Annotated in this window: 18 protein-coding genes, 3 pseudogenes and 1 riboswitch; of the genes and pseudogenes, 7 read left to right on the top strand and 14 right to left on the bottom strand. The window is 35.7% G+C overall.

Annotation, left to right across the window (positions count from 1 at the left end; all coding sequences use genetic code 11):
• Positions 1–260: 260 nt before the first annotated feature.
• Together AB3I42_RS07640 and AB3I42_RS07635 are read left to right on the top strand one after the other, a co-directional pair.
• Positions 261–2,021 carry a 1-deoxy-D-xylulose-5-phosphate synthase gene (locus AB3I42_RS07640; RefSeq protein ID WP_081122702.1) on the top strand — a complete coding sequence of 587 codons (1,761 nt, stop codon included), beginning with the start codon at positions 261–263 and terminating at the stop codon, positions 2,019–2,021.
• 201 nt (positions 2,022–2,222) lie between these two features.
• The gene (locus tag AB3I42_RS07635) at positions 2,223–2,696 is read left to right on the top strand and encodes a YbaK/EbsC family protein (RefSeq protein ID WP_306690440.1); all 474 of its coding nucleotides are present in this window, start codon (positions 2,223–2,225) and stop codon (positions 2,694–2,696) included.
• A gap of 284 nt (positions 2,697–2,980) precedes the next feature.
• Here AB3I42_RS07635 and AB3I42_RS07630 read toward each other — a convergent pair.
• Positions 2,981–3,750 (bottom strand): annotated as a pseudogene (locus AB3I42_RS07630) (ankyrin repeat domain-containing protein).
• Positions 3,751–3,977: 227 nt separating this feature from the next.
• On the opposite strand from AB3I42_RS07630, the gene AB3I42_RS07625 reads away from it, so the two are divergent.
• The 4 genes from AB3I42_RS07625 to AB3I42_RS07610 all read left to right on the top strand — a co-directional run bounded on the left by AB3I42_RS07625 (position 3,978) and on the right by AB3I42_RS07610 (position 9,617).
• Positions 3,978–4,592: a flavin reductase family protein gene (locus tag AB3I42_RS07625; protein WP_010737636.1), complete on the top strand. Its 615-nt coding sequence runs from the start codon at positions 3,978–3,980 to the stop codon at positions 4,590–4,592.
• Between the two features lie 433 nt (positions 4,593–5,025).
• A riboswitch (M-box (ykoK) riboswitch) is annotated at positions 5,026–5,191 on the top strand.
• A gap of 113 nt (positions 5,192–5,304) precedes the next feature.
• Positions 5,305–6,498, top strand: coding sequence for an FtsW/RodA/SpoVE family cell cycle protein (locus AB3I42_RS07620; protein ID WP_010737635.1), 1,194 nt, complete (start codon positions 5,305–5,307; stop codon positions 6,496–6,498).
• Between the two features lie 79 nt (positions 6,499–6,577).
• The gene (locus tag AB3I42_RS07615; protein ID WP_010737634.1) at positions 6,578–7,459 is read left to right on the top strand and encodes an LCP family protein; all 882 of its coding nucleotides are present in this window, start codon (positions 6,578–6,580) and stop codon (positions 7,457–7,459) included.
• A 121-nt stretch (positions 7,460–7,580) separates the two neighbouring features.
• Positions 7,581–9,617: a penicillin-binding transpeptidase domain-containing protein gene (locus AB3I42_RS07610; RefSeq protein WP_181933716.1), complete on the top strand. Its 2,037-nt coding sequence runs from the start codon at positions 7,581–7,583 to the stop codon at positions 9,615–9,617.
• A 113-nt stretch (positions 9,618–9,730) separates the two neighbouring features.
• Here AB3I42_RS07610 and AB3I42_RS07605 read toward each other — a convergent pair whose 3' ends face one another.
• The 8 genes and pseudogenes from AB3I42_RS07605 to AB3I42_RS07570 all read right to left on the bottom strand — a co-directional run bounded on the left by AB3I42_RS07605 (position 9,731) and on the right by AB3I42_RS07570 (position 17,989).
• A complete protein-coding gene (locus tag AB3I42_RS07605) occupies positions 9,731–10,933 on the bottom strand; it encodes an MFS transporter (RefSeq protein ID WP_081122712.1) in 1,203 nt (400 codons plus the stop codon).
• Between the two features lie 175 nt (positions 10,934–11,108).
• Entirely contained in the window at positions 11,109–11,561 is a 453-nt protein-coding gene (locus tag AB3I42_RS07600) for a MarR family transcriptional regulator (RefSeq protein WP_368022416.1), read from the bottom strand.
• Positions 11,562–11,632: 71 nt separating this feature from the next.
• Positions 11,633–12,784, bottom strand: coding sequence for a cation:proton antiporter (locus AB3I42_RS07595; RefSeq protein ID WP_131773486.1), 1,152 nt, complete (start codon positions 12,782–12,784; stop codon positions 11,633–11,635).
• Positions 12,785–13,026: 242 nt separating this feature from the next.
• Positions 13,027–13,551, bottom strand: coding sequence for a DUF308 domain-containing protein (locus AB3I42_RS07590; protein WP_010737629.1), 525 nt, complete (start codon positions 13,549–13,551; stop codon positions 13,027–13,029).
• Between the two features lie 69 nt (positions 13,552–13,620).
• Positions 13,621–13,968 (bottom strand): DUF2200 domain-containing protein, encoded by a 348-nt coding sequence (locus AB3I42_RS07585; RefSeq protein ID WP_010737628.1) that lies wholly within the window; start codon positions 13,966–13,968, stop codon positions 13,621–13,623.
• A gap of 148 nt (positions 13,969–14,116) precedes the next feature.
• On the bottom strand, positions 14,117–15,655 hold the full coding sequence (gene ahpF, locus AB3I42_RS07580; protein WP_181933715.1) for an alkyl hydroperoxide reductase subunit F: 1,539 nt from the start codon (positions 15,653–15,655) through the stop codon (positions 14,117–14,119).
• A gap of 11 nt (positions 15,656–15,666) precedes the next feature.
• Entirely contained in the window at positions 15,667–16,230 is a 564-nt protein-coding gene (ahpC, locus tag AB3I42_RS07575) for an alkyl hydroperoxide reductase subunit C (protein ID WP_010737626.1), read from the bottom strand.
• A 212-nt stretch (positions 16,231–16,442) separates the two neighbouring features.
• Positions 16,443–17,989, bottom strand: a pseudogene (locus tag AB3I42_RS07570) (helix-turn-helix domain-containing protein).
• A 143-nt stretch (positions 17,990–18,132) separates the two neighbouring features.
• On the opposite strand from AB3I42_RS07570, the gene AB3I42_RS07565 reads away from it, so the two are divergent.
• Positions 18,133–19,332 (top strand): LPXTG cell wall anchor domain-containing protein, encoded by a 1,200-nt coding sequence (locus AB3I42_RS07565; protein ID WP_368022415.1) that lies wholly within the window; start codon positions 18,133–18,135, stop codon positions 19,330–19,332.
• Positions 19,333–19,456: 124 nt separating this feature from the next.
• On the opposite strand, the gene bsh is transcribed toward AB3I42_RS07565, so the two are convergent.
• The 5 genes and pseudogenes from bsh to AB3I42_RS07540 form a co-directional block, all read right to left on the bottom strand.
• On the bottom strand, positions 19,457–20,434 hold the full coding sequence (gene bsh, locus AB3I42_RS07560; protein WP_081122719.1) for a choloylglycine hydrolase: 978 nt from the start codon (positions 20,432–20,434) through the stop codon (positions 19,457–19,459).
• Between the two features lie 304 nt (positions 20,435–20,738).
• Positions 20,739–21,764: an AI-2E family transporter gene (locus AB3I42_RS07555; protein WP_131773121.1), complete on the bottom strand. Its 1,026-nt coding sequence runs from the start codon at positions 21,762–21,764 to the stop codon at positions 20,739–20,741.
• Positions 21,765–21,895: 131 nt separating this feature from the next.
• A complete protein-coding gene (locus tag AB3I42_RS07550; RefSeq protein WP_034866544.1) occupies positions 21,896–22,327 on the bottom strand; it encodes a MarR family winged helix-turn-helix transcriptional regulator in 432 nt (143 codons plus the stop codon).
• A gap of 58 nt (positions 22,328–22,385) precedes the next feature.
• Positions 22,386–22,796, bottom strand: coding sequence for an organic hydroperoxide resistance protein (locus AB3I42_RS07545; protein WP_010719118.1), 411 nt, complete (start codon positions 22,794–22,796; stop codon positions 22,386–22,388).
• A 209-nt stretch (positions 22,797–23,005) separates the two neighbouring features.
• A pseudogene (locus AB3I42_RS07540) lies at positions 23,006–23,542 on the bottom strand (YitT family protein); the annotation flags it as partial.
• Positions 23,543–23,641 lie beyond the last annotated feature (99 nt).

The raw sequence follows: 23,641 nt of genomic DNA, 5'->3' as shown, positions 1-23,641 counted from the left end.
ATGGGGCAATAATCAGATTTTTTTCTGACTATTGTCCCACTCTCTTTTTTTATCTACTTTAAAAAAATTCGGTCCAGTTAGTAAAGTTTATTCGTGTAAGCTGTTTAGAATAAAAATATCATTGTTATTGTGAAGTTTTACTCAAAATCCTCTTGACTTAGAGTTGACTCCAAGTAGTACAATATCTTTTGTGGTAACAATTACTAAGGCCGAAATGAGTTATTCTTTTCGGACATGTTATTGCAAAAGGAGAGAGAATAGTGAGTATAAAGACAAACATCTTAGACCAAATCAATGGTCCAACAGAGGTAAAAAAACTAACGATAGACGAAATGTCTGAATTAGCTACAGAAATGAGAGAAAAGATTTTACAAAAAAATAGTGCAATCGGAGGACATGTCGGCCCAAATTTGGGTGTCGTGGAATTAACAATTGCTTTCCACCATGTGTTTGACTCGCCCAAGGATAAAATTGTTTGGGACGTTTCCCATCAATCTTATGGACATAAGTTACTAACTGGTCGTAAAAATGGATTTGAGGAGGGAAGTTACCACGAAATTAGTGGCTATTCCAATCAACATGAAAGTGAACATGATTATTTTACTGTGGGGCATACTTCAACTTCGATCAGTTTAGCGGTCGGTCTTGCAAAAGCCCGTGATTTGAAACAGGAGAAAGGAAATATCATTGCTTTTATCGGGGATGGTTCCTTAAGTGGAGGCTTAGCTTTTGAAGGTTTGAATAATGGTGGAACAATCAATTCTAATTTGATCGTTTTGGTTAATGACAATGAAATGTCCATTGATGAGAATCAGGGAAGTTTATATCGTCATTTAGCAGAGCTTCGTGAAAGCAATGGGACAAGTAATGATAATTTATTTAAAGCGATGGGGTATGATTATCGCTACGTTGCGGATGGTAATGATTTAGAAACAGTAATTGAGGTTTTCAGAGAAATTAAAGACATTGACCATCCAATCGTTTTACATGTTCACACCGAAAAAGGTCATGGCTATGAGCCAGCCGTCGAAAACAAAATGAAATATCATTGGCATGTACCGTTTGATTTAGAAACAGGCGAAGCGAAGAATGCTCCTACTAGTGAAAGTTTTAATCAAATAATTATGAACTATCTTGATGAAAAAACGAAAACAAGTGCAACGCCTATCGTGGCTGTGAATGCTGCGATTCCAGGAATGTTTGGCTTAAAGGAATTTCAAAAAAAACATCCAGAACACTACTTTGATGTGGGGATTGCAGAACAACATTCGATCACATTTGCTTCTGCTTTAGCATCTCAAGGGATTCGACCTGTGGTATTCCATTCAAGTGTGTTTTTACAACGAGCATATGATCAATTATCTCATGATTTAGCGATCAACGAAAATCCAGTAGTCATTCTAATTGGAGGAGCAAGCATTTCAGGAAGTGATCGTACCCACCAAGGGACTTTTGATATTCCTTATCTTTCAAGTATTCCTAATATTAAATATTTAGCGCCAGCTACGAAGGAAGACTTACTTTCGATGTTGGATTGGAGTTTATCACAAACCGATACACCGGTTGCTATTAGAATCCCTGCTCATGGTGTGACATCTGGTGAAGCAATCGCAAAAGACTACGCTATTCCAAGTTACCAACGCTTGGTTGCTGGAGATAAAGTTGCAATCTTAGCACTAGGTGGCTTCCTTGAATTAGGTAAACAAGCTTTAGAAGAATTTGCGAATCAGGGGATTTCAGGCACTTTGATTAACCCTGGAACGATCACTGAACTTGATCATGAAACTTTAGAAGAATTAAAAGAAAATCACCAATTGATTATCACTTTAGAAGATGGTAGTCTTTCGGGCGGATTTGGTGAAAAAATCAGTCGTTATTATGGAGATTCAGCAATCCAAGTTCTAAACTTTGGTTCTCAAAAAGAGTTTACTGATAGTGTACCTGTTCAAACATTGTATGAACGTTATCATTTGACACCAAAACAAATCGTAGCAGATAGTCTTAGCAGTTTAAATCAATAGAAAAAACAGAGTAAATTCGTGATATCAAACGAATTTACTCTGTTTTTTTAAGAAATCCGACTTAAATAAACTATATTTATATTATGTAAACAAAGCTAGGGATAAACCGAACGATTAATGAAATAAACATTGCTTTTATCGATAAGAATCCCATAGAATAGAAAAGTAAAGAAATAATCTATTGTTAAGGAGGTTTTTTATTTGATTGATTTGCAAGAAATATTTACACAAAACCAGATTGCGTTTGAACTTTATCGCCATCGCCCAATTTTTACCAATGAGGATGCGTTAGTTGTAAAAGAGGAACAAGGGTTTAGTGGTACTGAGACGAAGAGCTTGTATCTAAAAGATAAACAAAACAATCGCTATATTTTTTTAACCTTCACGACTAAAAGAAGCGACTTTAAAAAATTAAGCAAACTGATTGGTAAAAGAGTGTCAGTTGTTTCGGCTGAAGAAATGGAAGCGGAAACGGGACAAAAGCCAGGTGCTGTTTCACCATTTGGTTATGAATCATCTGTTCCTATCATTATTGATGAAGAAATATTCGCTCAGGAAAAATTAGTATTGGTACCTGGTAGACCTGATCAAACCATGGTAGTCAAAGTAGCTGATTTAGATAAGATCATTCAAATATTAGAAATAAAAACGTATGTATTACCAGCAGGGGTGTAACCTGTAACCATAATGAAACAGGTTCATCTTAAGTAAAATCTTTTGTTTAACGTAAAGTTTCGTGATAGAAAAAACTACACATGAGTAAAGTGGCAGACGTGACGTTCCATACCAAAAAGCTTAGCTGATCAGAAAGTAAATCGAACATGGTTCAGACAAAAACGATGAGACGATCGTGAAAGTAAAACAAAAAAGCAAATGTCTAAACTATAAACAAAAGTGTCATTTTGTTATAAAACATCGATCATCAGCTTTTTTATTTGGAAATTATTTTGTTCCTGTAATCAAGTTAATTGAGATAATAGTTGATCATATCCTAATTCTCTGGCATAATCTTCGGCAGTTTTCCCTTGGTTATCACGCAATTCTTTATTTGCACCATGAGCCAATAATTCTCGGACGATGTCTTGGTAGATCTTTGAGCCATCTCACAAAGCCACAGCTTCAATTAACGCAGTATAGCCATAATGATTTTGATGGTCAATATCAACACGACCATCAGTTAGCAAAAGTTTGACGTTGGCTAAATGTCCTTTTTCGGCAGCTGGTATCAATGCATTACCACCAAAACGGTTAACGATCGACTGATCAGGTTCACTATTTTCAAGCATATAAGCAAGAATCTCAGTTTTTCCTTGTGCGCCAGCATATAAGTAAGGGCTATCTTGAATATGATCTTGTAAGTTGATGTTCGCACCGTGATCAACGAGGATTTTTGCAATATCGATCATATTATGGTGGACAGCAATCAATAATGGGATTCTCCTTTTTCATTTTGTTCATCAATCATCGCAGTTGACTGGTCTAACAACGTTTGAACTAGATTTAAATCCTCGGCACTAACAGCTTGTAACAAGCGACCTGGAGCAATTGACATTGGTGTTTCCTCCTTTGATGGATGGTTGGGATTAGTTGGTAAAGGCACAGAAGCTGTAGAATCCAAAACAATCGAATTCGTGCTAGTATTAGTACCATTTGACTGAGAGGAATGATCGGCACATCCTGCAAATACCAATAACGTAGGGAATAACCATAGGATTGAATAAGGTTTCATGAAAACGCCCCCTCCATATTATTTTAGTTGAAATAGCCATAAACAGCAAAGTAAATACTTGCTAAACAATGCACAGCTCTTTAATAGAGGAAAAAACGTAATTAGCAACACTTCCAATACGGATTCTTGACAAAAAAAGAACAATGATAGATAGTAAAAAATAGTGTCTGACTAAATCTAGACAGGAGAACAGTTTTTGATTCTGTCAAATGAAAGCAGGGGAGTAGATGTTTACACGTTTGTCATCTCAATTAACAGAAAGAGAAAATTATAAATTACTGATTGGTTCAATTATTCCCAGACCAGTAGCTGTTGTTTCAACATTAACTGAGAAAGGGAACTTAAACATTGCGCCATTCAGCTATTTTAATATCGTTAGTTCAAATCCACCCATCGTTTCGTTAGCTGTCCAAAGAAAGAATGAGCAGATGAAAGATACTGCTAAAAATATCTTAATAAGGAAAGCAGCAATTATCCAAGTTTTAGATGAGCAAAATGTGGTGGAGGTCAATAAAACAGCAGCAACTCTTCCGCAAGAAGAAAGTGAACTAACCTTGACTAACTTGACTACGAAAATAAATAGGAATGGTTCAATTCCACCAATCAATGAGGCAAAAATTGTTTTTGAAACGGATTTATATGACCATCTCGAAATTAAAAATGAGCAAGAAGTTACTGCCGATCTTTTCTTATTAAAAATCCATACGTATCAATTAAATGAAGAGGTATATGATCCAGTATCTGGGAAGATCGATCCCAAGAAACTACAACCAGTTAGTCGATTAGCAGGGAATGATTATGCAACCTTAGGGAAAATCTTTACCATCCCTAGGCCAAAGTGAACTACATGACGATAAATATGTTATTTTTAGAGGATGTATAATCCTAAGAATATTATTATAATATTGGCGTAAGAAATAAAATTTAGCTAAAACATTTTTTAGTTATAAAAAACAATAAAGTTTTTTTTAGGTAAACCGAATGATTTAAAGTTTTATTTGAAATATACAAGTAAAAAGGCAGATATGAGGATTTCTGGTGCATGGATAAACTGGTATGTAAATGTTAAGATAACTTGATAATTTATTCCGAAAAGTGAAAACGAGAAAATCAAAACAGAAAAATCAATCAAGTCAGCAAAGGATTTTCATATTAAACGACTTCCTAAAAAGGGGAAATATATTAAAGATTGATTAATTTTGTTTTTTTATCAAATAAATGATTGCTAAAATAGTTAAAGAAGCTTACTATTAACTCTGTAAAAAATAAAAATAGTAATAACCTTGTTAGGTGAGGCTCCTATACAAACATATGCTATTGCTCAGAAACGTCGAAAGACGCCAATGAGTCAAACAGGAATTGTCGGATTAAGGCTTTTTCAAATAGCTAAGAGTGTTTCTTTACGTTGTATAGTGCTAAAACTCGGACGATGAGATGATGCTAGGTCAGAATTCTTGTTCGAAAAGGTTTCTGACCTTTTCTTATATTCTATAACTGATTCTATATTTAACTGCTCGTGTTCGCCTAACTTGTGTAAGAGGAGGGGGATATGCGATGTGGAAAAACAGAAAGATCGACTGGTTGATTTTAGGCCCTTATTTGGCTTTGTCAATTGTCGGTCTTTTAGAGATATATAGTGCTAGTTCCTATCGTTTATTGGTAGCAGGAAGTGATCCTAAAAGCTTATTTATTCGGCAATTTTTGTTTATTATCCTTAGTTGGGGCGTAATTGTATTGACCTATTCCATCAGATTACAAGTTCTACTGAAACCAAGAATAATAAAAGCTGGATTGATTGTATCGGGCTTATTATTAGCGATGATGAAACTCGGGATTTTTGCTGTAACAGTTAATGGTGCCCAGCGGTGGGTTTCAATCGCTGGAATCCAGTTTCAACCATCAGAAATCGCAACCATTTTTTTGATTTTATATTTAAGTCGTTTTTTTAGAAATGACCGCAGTGTTCCTGAGAAACTTCATATACCAGTATTGATCGTGGGCGGAATCGCCGTGCTTGTTTTGTTTCAACCTAAAATTGCGGGAGCACTGATGATTTTAGCTATTGCTGGAGCTATCTTTTGGGCTGCAGCTATTCCCATTAAAAAAGGGCTGATAATTATCGGAGCAGCGATTGCTAGCTTGATCTTAGTAGCTGGCTTAGTTTTACTACTTGAAAAGCATCATTTGTTACCTTCATTTTTTGAACACGCTTATGACCGAATCGCAATGGTTCATAATCCTTTTTTAGATGAACATGGTGCAGGATACCAGATGAGTAACTCTTACTATGCACTATACAACGGTGGCCTATTTGGTCGAGGAATGGGGAATAGTATTACTAAAAAAGGTTATCTCCCTGAATCCGAAACAGATTTTATTTTCTCAGTCATTGCTGAGGAGTTTGGGTTGATAGGCGCATTACTTGTTTTGTTTTTGCTTTTCTTATTATGTATGCGAATCTTCCAAAAGAGTACGAAACAAAAGAACCAACAGGCAAATTTGATCTTAATTGGTGTAGGGACATGGATACTCGTTCAGACAAGTATCAATATTGGAAGCATCCTTGGTTTAATTCCAATGACAGGTGTACCATTGCCATTTGTTAGCTACGGAGGAACAAGCTATTTAATCTTGTCTTTTGCTATTGGATTAGCTTTGAATATCTCGTCTCGACAAGTGAAAGAGAAAAATAAGCAGGTTGAGAGGTTACAACTCAAGAAACCTAAACTGTTAAACAAGAACAATTAAGAATCTCTCAATTGGACTATCATAATAAAAAAATGGCTATATTTCAAGTAAGAGGTTCGGTTAGAAAGAGGAATCGAAAATGAAAACATTTCAAAAAGTGATTTTAGGTCTATTGACGGCAGTCGTCATTGTCATCGGCTATTTTTCTTTTGAGTTTGTTCATGGTTATTCTTCAACGAGTCGAGCAGACGATGTACCAAAAGTAGAAGCCAAAAGTGTTCCTAAGATTATCAATGTGGCATTGATTGGCTCTGATGCCCGGTCGAAAGAAGAAAATGGACGTTCAGATTCTTTGATGATTGCTCAGTATAATCAAAAAACTAAAAAAGCAAAATTGGTTTCGATTATGCGTGATTCTTATGTAGATATACCTGGGCATGGTCAAGATAAGATCAACGCAGCTTATTCATATGGAGGGATTGATCTTTTGAACCAAACATTGAAAGAAAATTTCAAATTTGAAACACCTTATTATGCAAGTATCACCTTCCAAGATTTCATTGATTGTGTCAATGAGCTATTCCCTAACGGTGTAGATATCAATGCTGAGAAAGATTTAGACTTGGATGGTGTATACATCAAAAAAGGTGAACAAACGATGGATGGGAATACCTTATTGCAATATGCGCGTTTTAGAGAAGATGCTGAAGGAGATTTTGGACGGATCAGAAGACAACAACAAGTGATCAAAGCAATTTCTAAGCAATTAAAAGATGTGACCTCCATCCTTAAATTACCAAAAGCAATCGGTCAACTCTTGGGAAGTATTAAAACCAATTTACCTGAAAGTGTATTAATTGATTGTGGCATTGATTTCTTAAAAGATGACAAACCAATTGATACGTTATCTGTACCAGTTGAAGGTAGTTGGAATTTTAATGATTACACACCTTCTGGTAGTGTACTAGAACTTGATTTAGAAAAAAATCAATTAGCAATCAATCAGTTTTTAGACCAATAGATTTACATTTTATTTAAAGTGTAAGAAGTTAGAAACAAGCGATTGTCGTTGTGTTCTAGCTTCTTTTCTTATGGTAAAATGGATAGAAGTTAAGATAAGAAAATGTGAGCGGAGGGACAAAATGAAACGAAGTGACAATCATCGTAGGAACAAGACTGGTGTTTATCTAACAAGCGCCCTTGTTTTGGTTCTTGCGGCTGGTGGCGGGTATTTTTACTATCAAAAAACGCATGAAGAGCAAGTGGTTTCAGCAGGAGAAAAAACGATCCAACAGTTTGCGGAACGTTTGAGTACTGGTGATTATAAAAAGGCGATGTCATACACGCAAATTGATTCACAGACTAAGAAGACAATTTCTGAAAAAGAAGCTCTTGAAAAATACCAAAATATTTACGGAGCTGTGGCCATAAAAGGCTTGGAAATCTCTAATTTAAAAGTGACGAAAAAAGATAGTGAAACCTATTCTTTTTCTTATAAAGCTAAAATGAATACAAGCTTAGGCGAATTAAAAGACCTATCATATAAAGGGACTTTGACAAATAAAAATGATCAGATCAAAATCAACTGGCAGCCGAACTTGATTTTTCCTCAAATGGAAGATACAGACAAAGTAAGTCTGACTAGTGAGGAAGCTAAAAGAGGCGATATCCTTGATCGAAATGGAAAGAAATTAGCAACGACGGGCAAATTGAAACAGTTAGGGATCGTTCCTAGAAAGCTGGGAGAAAAAGAAGAGAAAACAGCAAACATCAAATCAATTGCTGCAGCTTTTGATCTTTCAGAAGATGAAATCAATCAAGCTATCTCTCAAAGCTGGGTACAACCGGACTACTTTGTTCCTCTAAAAATCATTGATGGACAAACCCCCGAATTGCCAAGCGGAGCAGCGATCCAAGAAGTTGATGGTCGCACCTATCCGTTAGGCGAAGCAGCAGCGCAATTGATTGGTTATGTTGGTGATATCTCAGCAGAAGATATCAAAAAGAATGCTGAATTAAGTAGTAATGGTAAAATTGGTCGTTCTGGTCTGGAAATGACTTATGACAAAGAACTACGTGGCACCAATGGAGGGAAATTGAGTATTACGGATGCTGATGGGACAGAAAAAGAAGTATTGATTGATCAAGAAGTGAAAAATGGTCAGGATATCAAATTAACTCTTGATGCCGATGCTCAAAAAATCGCATTTGATAGTTTAGGTGGAAAAGCGGGTTCAACAGTAGCGACTTCGCCAAAAACGGGTGAGTTGTTAGTATTAGCGAGCTCTCCAAGTTATGATCCAAACAAAATGACAAATGGAATCTCTCAAGAAGATTATCAAGCCTATACGGAAAATAAAGATCAACCATTTATTAGTCGTTTTGCTACCGGTTACGCTCCCGGATCTACATTTAAAATGATTACTGCCGCAATCGGATTAGATAATCAAACGCTGAATCCAGACGAAGTATTGACGATCAATGGATTGAAATGGCAAAAAGACCAATCATGGGGATCGTATCAAGTTACTCGTGTCAGCGATGTGCCTCAAGTCAATCTGAGAAACGCAATGATTTATTCAGATAATATCTATATGGCTCAAGAAACCTTGAAAATGGGTGAGAAGAAATTCCGCGAAGGATTAAATAAATTCATTTTTGGGGAAGACTTAGATTTGCCGATCAGCATGAATCCCGCACAAATCTCAAATAAGGATAGTTTCAAGTCAGAAATCTTATTAGCAGATACTGGTTATGGGCAGGGAGAACTATTGATCAATCCGATCCAACAAGCAACAATGTATTCTGTTTTTGCTAATAATGGAAATCTCGTTTATCCAAAATTAGAGATGGATAAAGAAACGAAAGTTAAACAAAATGTCATTGCTTCAACAGCTGTACAGACGATTCTGCCAGATTTGAAAGATGTTGTTCAAGATACGAATGGTACCGCTCATTCTTTAGCTACTTTAGGCATACCAATAACAGCAAAAACTGGTACAGCGGAAATCAAAGAAAAACAAGATGAAAAAGGACAAGAAAATAGCTTCCTATTTGCTGTGAATCCTGATACAAATGGTTATCTCATGATCAGCATGTTAGAAGATAAAGCAGAAGGTGATTCTGCAACGAAACGTGCACCTGAGTTGCTCCAATACTTGAATCAAAACTATCAATAGACGAATGAATAAAACTAATCAATGACTGTAATCACTACTTACATTTGGGCTAGGAAACCTAAATTATTTAGAATACTACAGTCACTCGATTAGTTTTTTTATATAGGGATGCTTTAGAATGATCTTTTTACCTTTGGTTTAACGATAAAAGTAGCTAAACCTAATAAAATGAATCCTATAATGAATGGCATCGTATGATGGAAATTAGCATATAGTTGACCACCGATCATCGGACCGATCACTCTAGCTAATGCTTGGATGCTTTGTGAAGCCCCTTGGATTTTCCCTTGGTCCTCTTTGCTAGCATACGTTGAAATCAAACCATTATAGGAAGGACTAAAAATCGCATCACCTAGCCCGAAAAAGACCATGCCGATGATAAAGCAGGGGATCGAGCCATAAAAAGCGGAAAGGATGATGACAGAATAACCAATCATTTCACTGGTAATACCCATAGTAATGATCTGGTTTTCTCGCCAAAATTTTAATAAAATCGGCATAATCAACAGTTGAGCAAAAATGTCCATAATGCCAATTAACGAGAAAGTAAAACCGATGATAATTGGCGATAGATGGAAAGTATCAATTGAAAATTGAGCAAAAATCGCTTGGAATGAACCGTTGGGTAGCCAAATCAAAAAACCTGTGATCAATAACCATTTGACTGATCGAAAAGTGAAAACCAATTGGAGTTGCTTGAAGGGATTGATTTGCTGAAGAGAAAGATTTCTTGTACGTTCACGTTTAGTCAAACTTTCAGGCATGAAAAAATAACCGTAAACCGCATTACTCAAAGACAAAAAGGAGGCAACGTATAAGGGAATTGCTGGTCCGTACTGTGCCAAGAACCCACCAATCAAAGGACCTGCTGCAGTTCCAATCCCAACCGTCGCGCTAATCCATCCAAAAGATTTTGTTCGACTTTCAATTGGCGTCAAATCAGCAAAATAGGCAAGAATAGCTGAGATTTCGCCGCCGGTCAGCCCCTCAATTATTCTACCAAGAAAAAGTATCCATAAAGCTCCACCAAAGCCAAATAAATAGTACCCAATCGCAGAGCCAAACAAACTACTGATCAAAATAATTTTCCGACCAAACCGATCACTGAGTGCGCCTAACATAGGGGCGGCTAAAAACATGGAAAAAGCATAGATCGCACTGAGTAGTGTCACCGTGGTTGCTTGTTGCTGTGTGTTTTTTGTGTATTGCTCTACCATAAATGGGATGACCGGATTAACGATTGTTAACCCTAATCCAATCAAAAAGACCGAAGTGAAACCAAAAACGAGTGCATGTTTGTTGATTGTTGTATTCATATCAAAACTCCTTAGCTATAAAATGTTTCCTAGGAAACATTTTATATAGTATCCATTTATTGTTTCCTTGTCAACAATAAACGGAGAGATACTAAGATAGAAGAATGAAATCTAACGAAGAAGAGAGCAAAAAATCAACCGTGATCTTAAGATCACGGTTGATTACACATGCACTTTATTTTTCTAGTTTTGTTCTTTTTAAATTTTCTCTAAAGCGACCGATAAAACGAAAAACAGTATCAAACTCTTCCTTAGTCATTTGTTGAAAAACGACCTCATTTTCTTTAAGAAATTCTTCATGGAGCTTTTGATGCATTTTGTTAATACGCTGACCTTCAGCTGTCAGGAGAAAGTAACGCTCTTTTTTATTTTCAGGTTTCTGATAGCTTTCAAGTAAGCCATTAGTGATCATTTTTTTAGTTAGCTTACTAATCGCTCCACGAGTCATGTAACTAGCATTTGCTAATTTGGTTACATTTGGATTTGGAATTGATGCTACTTTTTCGATTAAGTCGATCTCATTTAAAGAATAGCCTTCGAGTACTTGTTCTAATTTTGGTTTATTACGCCAAGTGATCTTGTTAGTCAGATCGACCATCTCACTAATCAATTTAAGTCTTGAGTCCATTTTTCACCGTCCTTTTTCTCTAGTATAACGAATGGACATTATCATCACAACATTCATTGATAGATAGTAAGTTAATTGGCGTATACTTTTTTAGTGAAATATTTAAGAATCAGAGGTGAGATCAGAGTACTTAACAAAACAACGATCACTAAAGGAGAGTAGTAGTGATTTTCAATCAAGTTGCTTTGTTGTCCGATCTGTAAAATGATCAGTGCCATTTCACCACGAGAAATCATACCAGCTCCTACCATAAGTGCACTGTTGGAAGAAAAACCAGAGAATTTTGCTCCAATATATCCGCCAATAAGTTTAGTCAGAATCGCTACGAGTGTCAAAATCAAAATAAATAGTATCTGTTCACTAAATTTAGAAAAATCTACTTCTAAACCAACACTCACAAAAAATACGGGGATGAATACTGCATATCCCAAAGCTTCAACATTATTGTAAACTTCATGTTTTACTTTTGTTTGACTCACTGCAATCCCAGCAAAAAATGCCCCAATTACTGAACTTAACCCAATCAGGTCTGCTAAATAAGACATTCCTAGGCAAATGACTAATGACATAATGATAATGGCTGAATTCGCATAGATTTTTTCTGCTAGAGACATTAAAAATGGAGCGATCCATTTCACTAATAAAAAGATAAATAAGAAATAGAATAGTTGTTCCAACAAGAGTAAAGGAAGGGGTAGGTTGCTCGTAGACTTACCTGTTAAAAAAGATAAACTGAAGCTTAGCACTAGAACAACCAGAATATCATCAACAACAGAGGCACCTAGAATCGTTGATCCTTCCTTCGTATTCACAACATTTAATTCTTTTAATACTTCGACAGAGATACTAACAGAAGTCGCAGCTAAAATAATCCCAAAAAAGATTGCTTCATTGTTTGCTACTTGAAACACCTCGCCAGTAAGCCAACCGAAAAAGACAGGGAAGAGGATTCCTAAAAGTGCTACAAACATTCCTGGTTTAAAATATTTTTTTAATAAGGATAAATCACTTTCCAAACCTGCTAAGAACATCAGCAAAATGACACCAATTTCAGAAAAATCATGAACTAAAATATTTGGATGAACCCAGCCAAGTCCTGCTTGTCCTAGTAATACACCAACTAACAATTGCCCAATAACAGCCGGAATCCCAAATCTTCTTGAAATATGCGAACCAATTGTAGTTGCAACAAGGATTAGACACAAGATACCAATAAACTCCATAAGATAGTCAAACCTTTCTTTATTCAATAGTCTCAAATATATAATAACATTAATTATTTTATTTGTGGTAAAAAGAGATTGCATAAGAAATCAGCAATCAGAGACTCGGAAAATGAAAAATTTTAAAGCAAATAAAAAGAGGGAGCAAACAGAAAGTTTACCCCTAGAAACGAAAGATATTTGGAAAAAGCAACTTCTTCCATCTTCTAGGTAAACTAATAGTCATGCAACCTCTTATTTACTTACGAATATCTCTTGTTCACTTTAAAATAGCTAATGATTTCTGAGATACCCATGAAAATTAATAGCCCACCAAATAATTGGAAGAGTATCATAACGCTTTTGAATGGATTGAATAATAAAATCAAACCACCAATCAATAAGAGAATACTATAAGCACTCCAACCTTTCGAACGGGTGTTAAGTCCAACGAATAATTGAAAGAGACTTTTTAGGATAATAACTAAACCTAAGATAACTGGTAAGAGCGAGACGATTGCTGCTGCAAAGACCCACACGATTAGTGCGAGAATAAAAAAGGCAATCCCGCTAATTAAACCAAATCCCCATGCACCCGTTTGTTTTCGGTTTTTATTTGCTTCTAAAAGATTCAAAACTCCTAATAAAACAAAATACGCTGTAATGAGGTAGCCAATAAAATGGAATACAGCTGTCGGATTGATCACAATTGCAAGTCCGGCAATGATGTAAATGGCTGACCTTAGCAATGCGTAACGCTGAAAATTCGTTCGTATCATTTCAAACATAACATAACCTCCTTTTCATCTATTGTAACGGTAAACAGTTATTCTACCAAATAAAAACCTGCTTTTTATTTAGCTTCTTAATATTTTATCCATTTTCTTGCCTTTTGCAAGTTCATCAATTAGCTTATCTAAATAACGTATTTCCTGCATCAGTGGGTCTTTGATCGTTTCCACTCGCACACCACAAATCACCCCAGTTATCAACTGTCTGTTTGGATTCAGTTTGGGTGCTTGTTCAAAGAAGACTTGGAACGTTACTTCATTTTTCAGTTGTTTTTGTAATTCTTCTTCGGTATAACCAGTCAACCAGCGGATGATTTCATCCACTTCTGACCGAGAGTGTCCTTTTTTCTCAGCTTTTTTTACATAGAGAGGGTAGACACTTGAGAAACTCATGGTGAAAATTCGTTGATTCATGATAGCACCTCCTGCGATAAGTTTTCTTTTATTATATTCGTTTGTTCAATAAATGTGTACTTATCGCAATTGTAAAAAAAGAATAAATAAAAGGCTAAGGCAAGTTGATGAATAAACTTGTCTTAACCTTTTGAGATTTGTAGCAAAGTTATTCTTTTCTCATCAAATAGTCAAATGCACCAAGGGCTGATGTAGCTCCTGATCCCATAGCAATAATGATCTGTTTATAAGCACTATCTGTGCAATCACCAGCAGCGTAAAGTCCTGCTTCACTGGTAGCACCATGGGCATCAGTGATGATTTCTCCTCGATCATTTAACTCAAGTGTTCCAACTAACCAATCCGTATTAGGAACCAAACCGATCAGAATAAACACACCTGAAACAGCTATTGTGTGTTCTTCCTGGGTGGAACGGTCGATATAACTCAACGAATCAACCTTTGTCTGACCACTGATTTCTTTCGTCTGGGCATTTAGAATGACAGTGACATTTGTTAAAGTAGCTAGTTTATCTTGTAATACTTGGTCTGCTTTAAGTGTCGGAAGAAACTCTAAAATATATACATGTTTCGCCAACCCAGCTAAATCAATGGCAGCTTCAATCCCTGAATTTCCGCCACCAATCACTGCGATTTCTTTTCCGGCAAAGAGGGGACCATCGCAATGAGGACAATAGGCAATTCCTTTGTTTTTAAATTCTTTTTCACCAGGAACATTGATGGAACGCCAATGAGCTCCTGTTGCAACAATCGTTGTTTTTGATTTCAGTTGATTGCCGCTTTTTAAATTGATTTCAAAGAGATCTGCTCCTTTGTTTAGTGACACAACTTGTTGATTTGTCATAACAGCAACAGGATAAGACCGTAAATGTTCTTTGACTTGTTTCATCAATCGTGGACCTTCTGTGTAAGGTGTACCGATTAGATTTTCGATGCCTAACGTATCTACGACTTGACCGCCAAGTGTATCAGTTACGAGTCCAGTACGGAGGCCTTTTCTAACTGCGTAAATCGCTGCGCTGCTTGCTGCTGGACCGCCACCGATAACTAGAACGTCAAATAATTCTTTTGTATTGATTTCCTTTTGTTCCATTAGATTCGGGCCAGCTATTTTTCCTAAAATTTGTTCAATCGTCATTCGTCCACTAGCAAATTCTTTTTCGTTTAAAAAGACGGTTGGCACGGCCATGATTTGTTTTTCAGTGATTTCATGCTGATACATCCCACCTTCGATCATCGTATGGGTGATCAACGGATTCAAAACCGCTAAAATGTTTAACGCTTGAACAACATCAGGGCAGTTGTGACAGGTTAAACTGACATAGCTCTCAAAATGTAGAGGCTGATTAATTTCTAAAATGGATTGAATCAAAGTATCAGCTATTTTAGGTGGTCGTCCACTTACTTGTAATAAAGCAAGGAGGAAAGATGCAAACTCGTGGCCTAAAGGAATACCTGCGAAAGTGATCCCGCTAGTCTTTTGTAAAGAATTGATTTCAAAGCTAGGGGTACGTGGCAACGTCTTTTGTTCAACCGTAATTTTATCAGTCATATCTGCCACTTCGTTCACAAACTCGAATAGTTGTTGGGAATTGGCTGTGTCATCTGTACTAACCGAAAAAACAACTGGTGCTTCCATTAAATCAAGATATTGAGCTAAATTTTGTTTCGTTTCCTTATCTAACATCGGCTCATCCTCTAAATCTTTCCAACAAGATCGAAACTAGGTTTTAGTGTTTCGCCACTTTCTTTCCATTTCGCTGGACAAACTTCACCAGGATGCGTACGTACGTATTGTGCGGCTTTGATTTTGTCAATCAAGGCACTTGCGTCACGTCCAATACCATCAGCATTGATTTCCATTGCTTGTACGATACCATCTGGATCTATGATAAAAGTTCCTCTTTGTGCAAGTCCACTTTCTTCATTCAATACATCAAATAAACGAGAAATGTGGTGAGAAGGGTCGCCAATCATGGCATATTCTATTTTTCCGATAGCTTCAGATGAGTCATGCCATGCTTTATGTGTAAAGTGGGTATCCGTTGAACAAGAAAATACTTGGACGCCTAGTGATTTTAATTCATCGTATTGTTCCTGTAAATCCTCTAATTCTGTTGGACATACGAAAGTGAAATCTGCTGGATAAAAGCAAATAATACTCCAATTACCAGTAAGATTAGCATCGCTGATATCGATAAATTCTCCGTTTTTATAAGCTTGTGCGGTAAATTCTCCAACTTTTTTTCCAATCAATGACATATGAAAACCTCCAATTTATTTTGCTTTATTTATAATTAATATAATTTAATAACGGTTGCAAAGTCAAAGGTTTTTTTGTTATTTTAAGAATGTCTCGTAAAAATAGGAGGTTATTTATAGGTAGAATAGAAAAAGCCGTACATGGGAATAGTGGCTGCTTCCTTTGTTTAGTAGGATTCATCGACTATTTTTCCATGAACGGCTGCATTGGATCATTTATTAGAAAATGGTGTGCAAGATGTATAATCATTTTCTTGCTTTAATTCAAAGATATATCCAGCAATTTGAGTAATTACTTTTTTCCATTCTTGCGGTGTCACATAATTGTCCAATAAATAGATTTTTTTGATATGTGGCGGCAGATGCTCTAAGGGACAGTCACTGACGATGATATCACATTCTTCCATATAATTTTTTTGGATGATGATCGACTCGGAAGAAAAGATCTGCTCGATTTTGCCCATCAAATCTTTACTCACATAAAAATCCTTGGTGTAATTGATACCTATGACGATCGAGTGTTGAGGTTTAAAGCGATCATACAAATGAAGTAAGTCTTCAACGATCCATTGCATATTTTCTTTGATCAATAGATCTGGCAGCTCTTTACTGATTTTTTGTCTAAAAGTGACGTAGAATTGTTTGATCTCATTTTGTAAGTTTTCAAAATTTTCTTTTCCTTCATATAAAGTATAGGTAGGTAAAGGAGTATTGGGTTGATCAGGATTCAAAAAAGTACTGAAAAGTTTATTTCGAGCAAAGTTCAAGGCATAAAGTTTTTGTTGGTTGACTGGTACTTTTAAATGAAAGTGTCGGCTAAAAGACTCCACTAGCTTTTTAGAGTAAACGATGTAAGGAACATTAGCTTCTAGTAACATTTGGTAATGTTGAAAGCTAAGCTCGTCACTTTCTAGTTTTGAGATCGCTAATCTTGCTAACAGGTTGATTAAAACCCGCTGCTCATGACAGATAGATGAATGATCGTTAAGTAAATCAAATTCTGGAGTAACCAAGTATTCAATATAGTCATATTCTTTAAACTCTCTTTGGACATTCTTCAACGATGTAACTGGAAAGTTCTCTACACAGATTTTTAATAGTAAAAATAATTTCTCTTTCATACCTCCACTTAGGGCATCAAGTAATTCTTGTTTAAAATAAGTTGTTAGTTCATACGTAATAGATTGTGGGGTTTCCATGCCGTAGGGGACAGAAGTATTTGAAAAAATATTCCAATAAACATCTAAAAAACAATACTGGATCTGTACTTCCGTTCCTGCTACGATTTTTTTCCTTTAGCTGTAAATTTAAATGCAATCCCATACAATTTAAGGAACTGATTGACAGCTTTCATTTTGGAATAAAGATAAGAGGAGCTGTAATTTGTTGTTTGACTAATGCTAACAATTGAATGACCAGTTGGTTCTAACAGGGCTGTTAAAATTTTAAAATTTGTCGATTCTAAACAGTATTTACCAAATAATTCATAATAACATTTTGCACTATCTGTATTCTTTAAATCTAACTGGACAAATTTCTTTTGCCTGATCAAAGAAACATCTTCTAAATCAAGTGTCATAAAATCCTGTTCTAATTCTTGGAGATAAAGCAAAAAATTAGAATCAGACATCTCAAAATAATCAGCGAGGTAGTGAGTGGTAATGAAGAATGGGTGTTCTGCAAGAAAAAGAAAAATATTGAGCTTGGTAACACTTTTTTTATTTAAAAGATACTTTTTGATTGCTTCTTGTGTTTGCATGTTATTCCTCCATTTGATTTTCCATCCAGCATTTTACTAAAAAATTAGCTATTTTGAACAAAAAAACAGTAATAATATTTTAGCCGTTTGTATTATCTTATGTATTGCAAGCCAAAAGTGTTTGAAACGGGGGAGATGTAAAAATGAATCACTTAAAACTTATAATGGCTACTGTTGCTTTGACAGGCCTATCGGTAACTGCCGAAGCAACGCAACAAGTAAAGATTGAAGAGCACCACCCAATCGTTACTAAAACGAAAGAGCCTGGGTGGGCAAACGTGAATTGTATCACACTACAGGATGAATTTTCCACAACAAATTCAGGAATCATGAAATTTCCGGTGGGAAAAACGGTACCAGTCAAAGCCAGTGTCAGCTATTCAGGCGATAGACAACCAATCTCACAATCCAATGTAGTATTTGAGAAAGTTGATCCAGCATTGACGATTGGGTACGATCCAACTACGCTTCAGATTAATGGACATAAGGCTAGTTTTACCTTTACTGTAACATTAAATCAACATTTAACAAAGCCAGCATTATTTACGATCAAAGTAGCTGATGGCAGTCCGACAGATAATCAGCATCTTACGCCTTATAGTCAACGTCAGACAGTTGAAGAAATGCTTAATGTTGATGAGGATAATTTTACCGAATTACCAGAAATTGAACCGACTGATCCAACACCGGAAGAAAAGCCAGATCCAGTTGAACCGACTGATCCAACATCGGAAGAAAAGCCAGATCCAGTTGAACCGACTGATCCAACGCCGGAAGAAAAGCCAGATCCAGTTGAACCGACTGATCCAACGCCAGAAGAAAAGCCAGATCCAGTCGAACCGACTGATCCAACACCGGAGGAAAAACCAGATCCAGTCGAACCGACTGATCCAACACCGGAGGAAAAACCAGATCCAGTTGAACCGACTGATCCAACGCCAGAAGAAAAGCCAGATCCAGTCGAACCGACTGATCCAACACCAGATGAAATGAAAAAACCTCAAGTGGAAATCGAGATACCTAAGAAAGAAGAATTTCCAACTGTGGGGGAATCTTTAATTGACGTTAATACGAAAAATCAAGTAATTTTGCCAGATATGATCAAAGAAAAATCGCATCAGATGTCTTTATCAGGTAGTTTTACGCCTAAAAATGAAAACAAATATGAAATAAACAATGATAATTTCTCAGATAATGAAAAATCTCTTGGTAATGGTATAAGTGGTCAATTACCAAAAACAGCAGATAAAGCAACACCAAGTTTTATGTATCTTGGGTTTACACTTATCATTTTCTCTATTTTCGGAGTGAGAAAGTTACGAAATAGTGAAAAACAAAGTTAAAGCAAACAAATAACATTATTATTAAAAGAAGAGAATGAGGAGCACATCCTCATTCTCTTCTTTATAAAATAGAAAATTACTAGAAAAATAAGTGATGAACCATAAGTATTAAATCACTTATTTTTTATTTGTTTAAATAATGTATTTGTTCTTGATCAACCATTGGATAAGTAATCAATTCAGTGCCTTCGAGATTTTCTTTATGCATTTCAACTGCGGTGATTTGGTGATTGTTGTAAGTAGTATAGTAATAGATCCCTTTGTCCATGTTACAACAAGACGAATAGATCGTATATTCAAACTTCCCATTTCCTACATCACACAATCCTTTTTGTTGTTCCACGGATGTTAATATATGGAAAAATTGGTTTACGCTCTCCATCTCTGAATCTCCTGAGACTGATTGCCATTTTGTAAAGGCAGCTTTTACGAAACGAGAAGCAGATGATAAATCGCCTGGTAAGCCTAATCCACCCATTCCACGACTATACACATCCAACTCTAGATTTTTCGCAAAATGATTGGAAGATACAGTAGGAGAAACATGACGGTAGTTATTTAAATTAAACAATTGATAATCAAAAGGTGGATTATTTGTTAATACACCGACTGGATTATTGTAAATTTTCAAACCATCAATGGTTGATTCGATCACGAGAGCTTCATTTTGGTCAGCAAGCATCCAGTGAAGAGGAGAAAGTGGAAGTTCTTCACTAAAATTGATATTTACTAAGTTGATCTCAGCAAGTAATTTTTTTGCCTCATCGATTGTTGCGCATTTTCCTAATAACCAAGGGATAAATTCGAATGGTGAGATATTGGCTTTACCAGAGTCTTCTTCAAAGTAATGAGCATTTTCAGGGAAATTCAAACCTGCCATGCTAAGTCCTTTTTCATTTGTTGCTTCAAAATATAACGGATAATTATCAACAACTGCAGCCATACCAATTAACGCATAGTGAGAGGGTAGAGGATCCGTTCGACGAAATTTAAAAGGATAGTTTCTAGGCGTAATTGTCACTACTTGTCCATAAGAAAGCTCTAAATCTAAGTTTCGTCCAAAATAATGATCTTTAGTTGCATAAACAATGGATGTACACATGATACATCTCCTCCTTTTATTAATATAAATTAATGATAATACCAATTTTAATTTTTTACCAGAAAAACTGATTTTTGATTAAAAAAACTCCTATTATAAAAAAAGATCTTTTCTAAGATGGATTTACTTTGTAAGGATTAACAAGACAAGTGTGCGGTGTTCTAGAAAATTTTAGCGGAAAATAAGCCGAAGAATGCCCTAACTAGAAGGGATTCTTCGACTTATTTCTCAGAGCTAGAGACGTCACAAAATTTTTATGACAATTAAACTGAAGTAAATCTTACAGGTTCTGATTCAAAGAAAGTCACTCTTTGAGGGGATGGTTGGGAATTTCTTTCACTTTTAATATATCTAATAAGAATGTAAAAATTGGAATACCAACAATCAAACCCCATACTCCTAAAAAGCGTTCGCTGATCAATAATACAATAAAGGTATAGAAAATCGGTAATTCTGTTTTACTAGACATCAATTTTGGATTCAAAACATAAGATTCAAGTAAATGGACGATTAAAATCGTTAATAAGATGTAAACCACATCTTTTATGCCACCTTGAGAATACGCAATAAAGGATAAGGGCACACAAGAGATAATGACACCAGCAACTGGGATCAAACTTAAAATAAAGATCATAATTGCTAAACTAAGCAACTGATGGAAACCAAAAGCAGCTAAAGCAATCGTTGTGAGGATCGTGTTTAATAAAGCAATAATGAACTGTGCCTCTAATACTAATCCAAAGGTATTGACAAATTTATCAGCAAAGTAATAAATGTCTTGGAAGAACCAAGAAAATTCGCCTTTTAAGAATAAGCGGGAAAATAGGATTGTTTTTTTCTTTTCGATCATAAAAAAGAAACTTAAGATAAAAGACATAGTAAAGGCGACAGCCATCTTACCAAAGTCTTGTAAATAGCCTAAAGCAATTGATGCACCATTTTGTAATTGTTCAAAGAAATCATTTCTTTCAATGTAATTATGGATATAAAGTAAAACCGGATCAGCGTCTTTGGGTTGATGTTCATAGAAATTGATGACTGATTTGACCATGTCAAATGTTTGGTGTACCAAGACGGGGATATAAATTGTAAATGCTAAATAGATTAGGTAAACCACAAGAGCATAAACAATAATGGTTAATACTCCGGTTGGAACCTTAATGAATCGTTGGATAATTTGCACTAAGTGAATCATTAAATACGTAAAAATAAAAGTTAGTAAAATTGTTGTAATCATGCTTCTTACAAGAAAAAGGACTACAATAATGATTAATAGAACAGTCATACGACAAATTTTTTCATTCGCCAAAAAGCGTTGGTAAACAGACAAATCAACAACCTCCAAGTAATTTAAGTCATAGCGTACATATTTGATTATAAAGCGGAAATAGGGAATTAGGAAGAAAAAAATAAAAACTGCAGACATTGATGAGCAATGTCTGCAGTTTGACTGTTTAGTTCCTAGTGTTTTTCCCGAAAATTAGTTAGCATTTTCTTGCTGAGTTTTTGCAAAAGAACAAGCTCATCCGGTTCAAGTGGAAGACTCGCTAATATTTTAGCAGGAATATCTTTTGCTTTTTCTTCTAAAGCTTTTCCATTAGAAGTCAGTGATAGAATCGTAATACGCTCGTCTTTATCTGCTCTTCTTCTTTGAAGTAGGCCTTTGTCAGCCATTTTTTTTATGACGGGCGTCAAGGTTCCAGAATCTAAACAAAGTAAGCTGCCAAGTTCTTTCATTGTGACTTGTTGGTTTTCCCATAAAACAAGCATTACCAGGTATTGCGTGTAAGTTAAATCTAAAGGCTTCAGCAAAGGGTTGTACGAGCGAATGATTTCTTTAGAGGCGGCATATAAAGGAAAGCACAACTGGTTTTCTAAATATAAATCTTCCATTTTCTCCACCTCGATTCTCGTAGTTCCTTGTTAGCATAGCTGATTTTGTAATAAATGTCTAGCTGTTAACGGCAGTCAATGTCACTTCAATATTACCTGCAGTTGCCTTAGAATAAGGGCAAACCTTATGAGCTGCTTCTAGTAATTCTTGTGTTTCCTCTAAAGAGAGACCTTCAACATGACCTTCAATTTCAACGCCTAAAACAAAACTCATTTCATTTTCAGCATACAAAGATACTTGAGCACTGATGGTAGAAGCACCAGAGATATTTTTTTGATTTTTGATCAATTCTAACGCACTATTGAAACAAGCACTGAAACCTGCTGCAAATAATTGCTCAGGATTCGTTGCATCGGCTACACGACGTCCAGGAGCCGCAATTGCAAGTTCAAATGAATGATCTGGACTATGAACTTCACCTGAACGACCACCAGTATTGATCATTTTTGTAGAATACATTTTTTTCATAAAAAACACTCCTTTAAATTTGATTTTGTACAATTAAATTGTATACAACTTAATTGAGAAAGGCAACTAATTCGTTTCAGCATGGGCATAAAAAAAACGAGCGACTACACGTTATGGCATCACTCGTTTTAGATAAATTATTTAAGCAGAATCAATTTTTAGAAGAAATACAAAAATAGAAGAGGAAGTATTTATGAATAAGCTTCTTATTACTCAATTGGATGGTAAGTAAAGCCACTACCAGTTACTTCAGCTACACTGCTGACAATCACAAAAGCAGTAGGGTCGATTTCTTCGATCAATGGTTTGACTCTTGAAAACTCCTGGTCTGTTACGACGATCAATAAAACTTCTTTAGATTTGCGGTTGTAGCCACCTTTTGCTTCTAATAAAGTTAAGCCACGACCAATTTCCGCACTTAAACGTTGGCGGATTTCTTCGATAGAAGTTTCGCTCATCACCATTATCGATTTTTTACGATTCATTCCTGTTTCAATATATGACATTACAATCGAGGTAACGACGATCGAAAGAATGGCGTATAAAAATTCTTCAAACCCAAAAATAAATAAATTAAGTGATACAACAAACGCATCTGTTACCAATAAACCAATCGAAGTATTCAAATGAAAGTACTTTTTGAAGATCAGTGGTGGAATAGTTGTTCCGCCACTTGAAGAATTATTTTTGTATAAAATAGCGACACCCAGAGCAAAGATCGCACTACCAAAGATCACTGAAAGTAAAATCGATGGGACAGATCAAGCGAATGAATCTGGAGAAATTCTTTTGAAAGGTCCGTCGATCGTTAAAGGATATCTCAACGGACGAGATCGACATTCGTG

This window comes from Enterococcus sp. C53 (assembly GCF_040887425.1).
GTDB classification, from domain to species: Bacteria; Bacillota; Bacilli; order Lactobacillales; family Enterococcaceae; genus Enterococcus_B; species Enterococcus_B hirae.
This window is presented reverse-complemented; position numbering and strand designations above follow the sequence as displayed.

Coding starts and splice junctions, on each gene's coding strand:
- AB3I42_RS07620 (WP_010737635.1), top strand. CDS start 5,305: ATGTGGAAAAACAGAAAGATCGACTGGTTGATTTTAGGCCCTTATTTG.
- AB3I42_RS07610 (WP_181933716.1), top strand. CDS start 7,581: ATGAAACGAAGTGACAATCATCGTAGGAACAAGACTGGTGTTTATCTA.
- AB3I42_RS07550 (WP_034866544.1), bottom strand. CDS start 22,327: ATGGAAGATTTATATTTAGAAAACCAGTTGTGCTTTCCTTTATATGCC.
- AB3I42_RS07595 (WP_131773486.1), bottom strand. CDS start 12,784: ATGGAGTTTATTGGTATCTTGTGTCTAATCCTTGTTGCAACTACAATT.
- ahpF (WP_181933715.1), bottom strand. CDS start 15,655: ATGTTAGATAAGGAAACGAAACAAAATTTAGCTCAATATCTTGATTTA.
- AB3I42_RS07545 (WP_010719118.1), bottom strand. CDS start 22,796: ATGAAAAAAATGTATTCTACAAAAATGATCAATACTGGTGGTCGTTCA.
- AB3I42_RS07565 (WP_368022415.1), top strand. CDS start 18,133: ATGAATCACTTAAAACTTATAATGGCTACTGTTGCTTTGACAGGCCTA.
- AB3I42_RS07615 (WP_010737634.1), top strand. CDS start 6,578: ATGAAAACATTTCAAAAAGTGATTTTAGGTCTATTGACGGCAGTCGTC.
- AB3I42_RS07625 (WP_010737636.1), top strand. CDS start 3,978: ATGTTTACACGTTTGTCATCTCAATTAACAGAAAGAGAAAATTATAAA.
- AB3I42_RS07585 (WP_010737628.1), bottom strand. CDS start 13,968: ATGAATCAACGAATTTTCACCATGAGTTTCTCAAGTGTCTACCCTCTC.
- AB3I42_RS07605 (WP_081122712.1), bottom strand. CDS start 10,933: ATGAATACAACAATCAACAAACATGCACTCGTTTTTGGTTTCACTTCG.
- ahpC (WP_010737626.1), bottom strand. CDS start 16,230: ATGTCATTGATTGGAAAAAAAGTTGGAGAATTTACCGCACAAGCTTAT.
- bsh (WP_081122719.1), bottom strand. CDS start 20,434: ATGTGTACATCCATTGTTTATGCAACTAAAGATCATTATTTTGGACGA.
- AB3I42_RS07600 (WP_368022416.1), bottom strand. CDS start 11,561: ATGGACTCAAGACTTAAATTGATTAGTGAGATGGTCGATCTGACTAAC.
- AB3I42_RS07590 (WP_010737629.1), bottom strand. CDS start 13,551: ATGTTTGAAATGATACGAACGAATTTTCAGCGTTACGCATTGCTAAGG.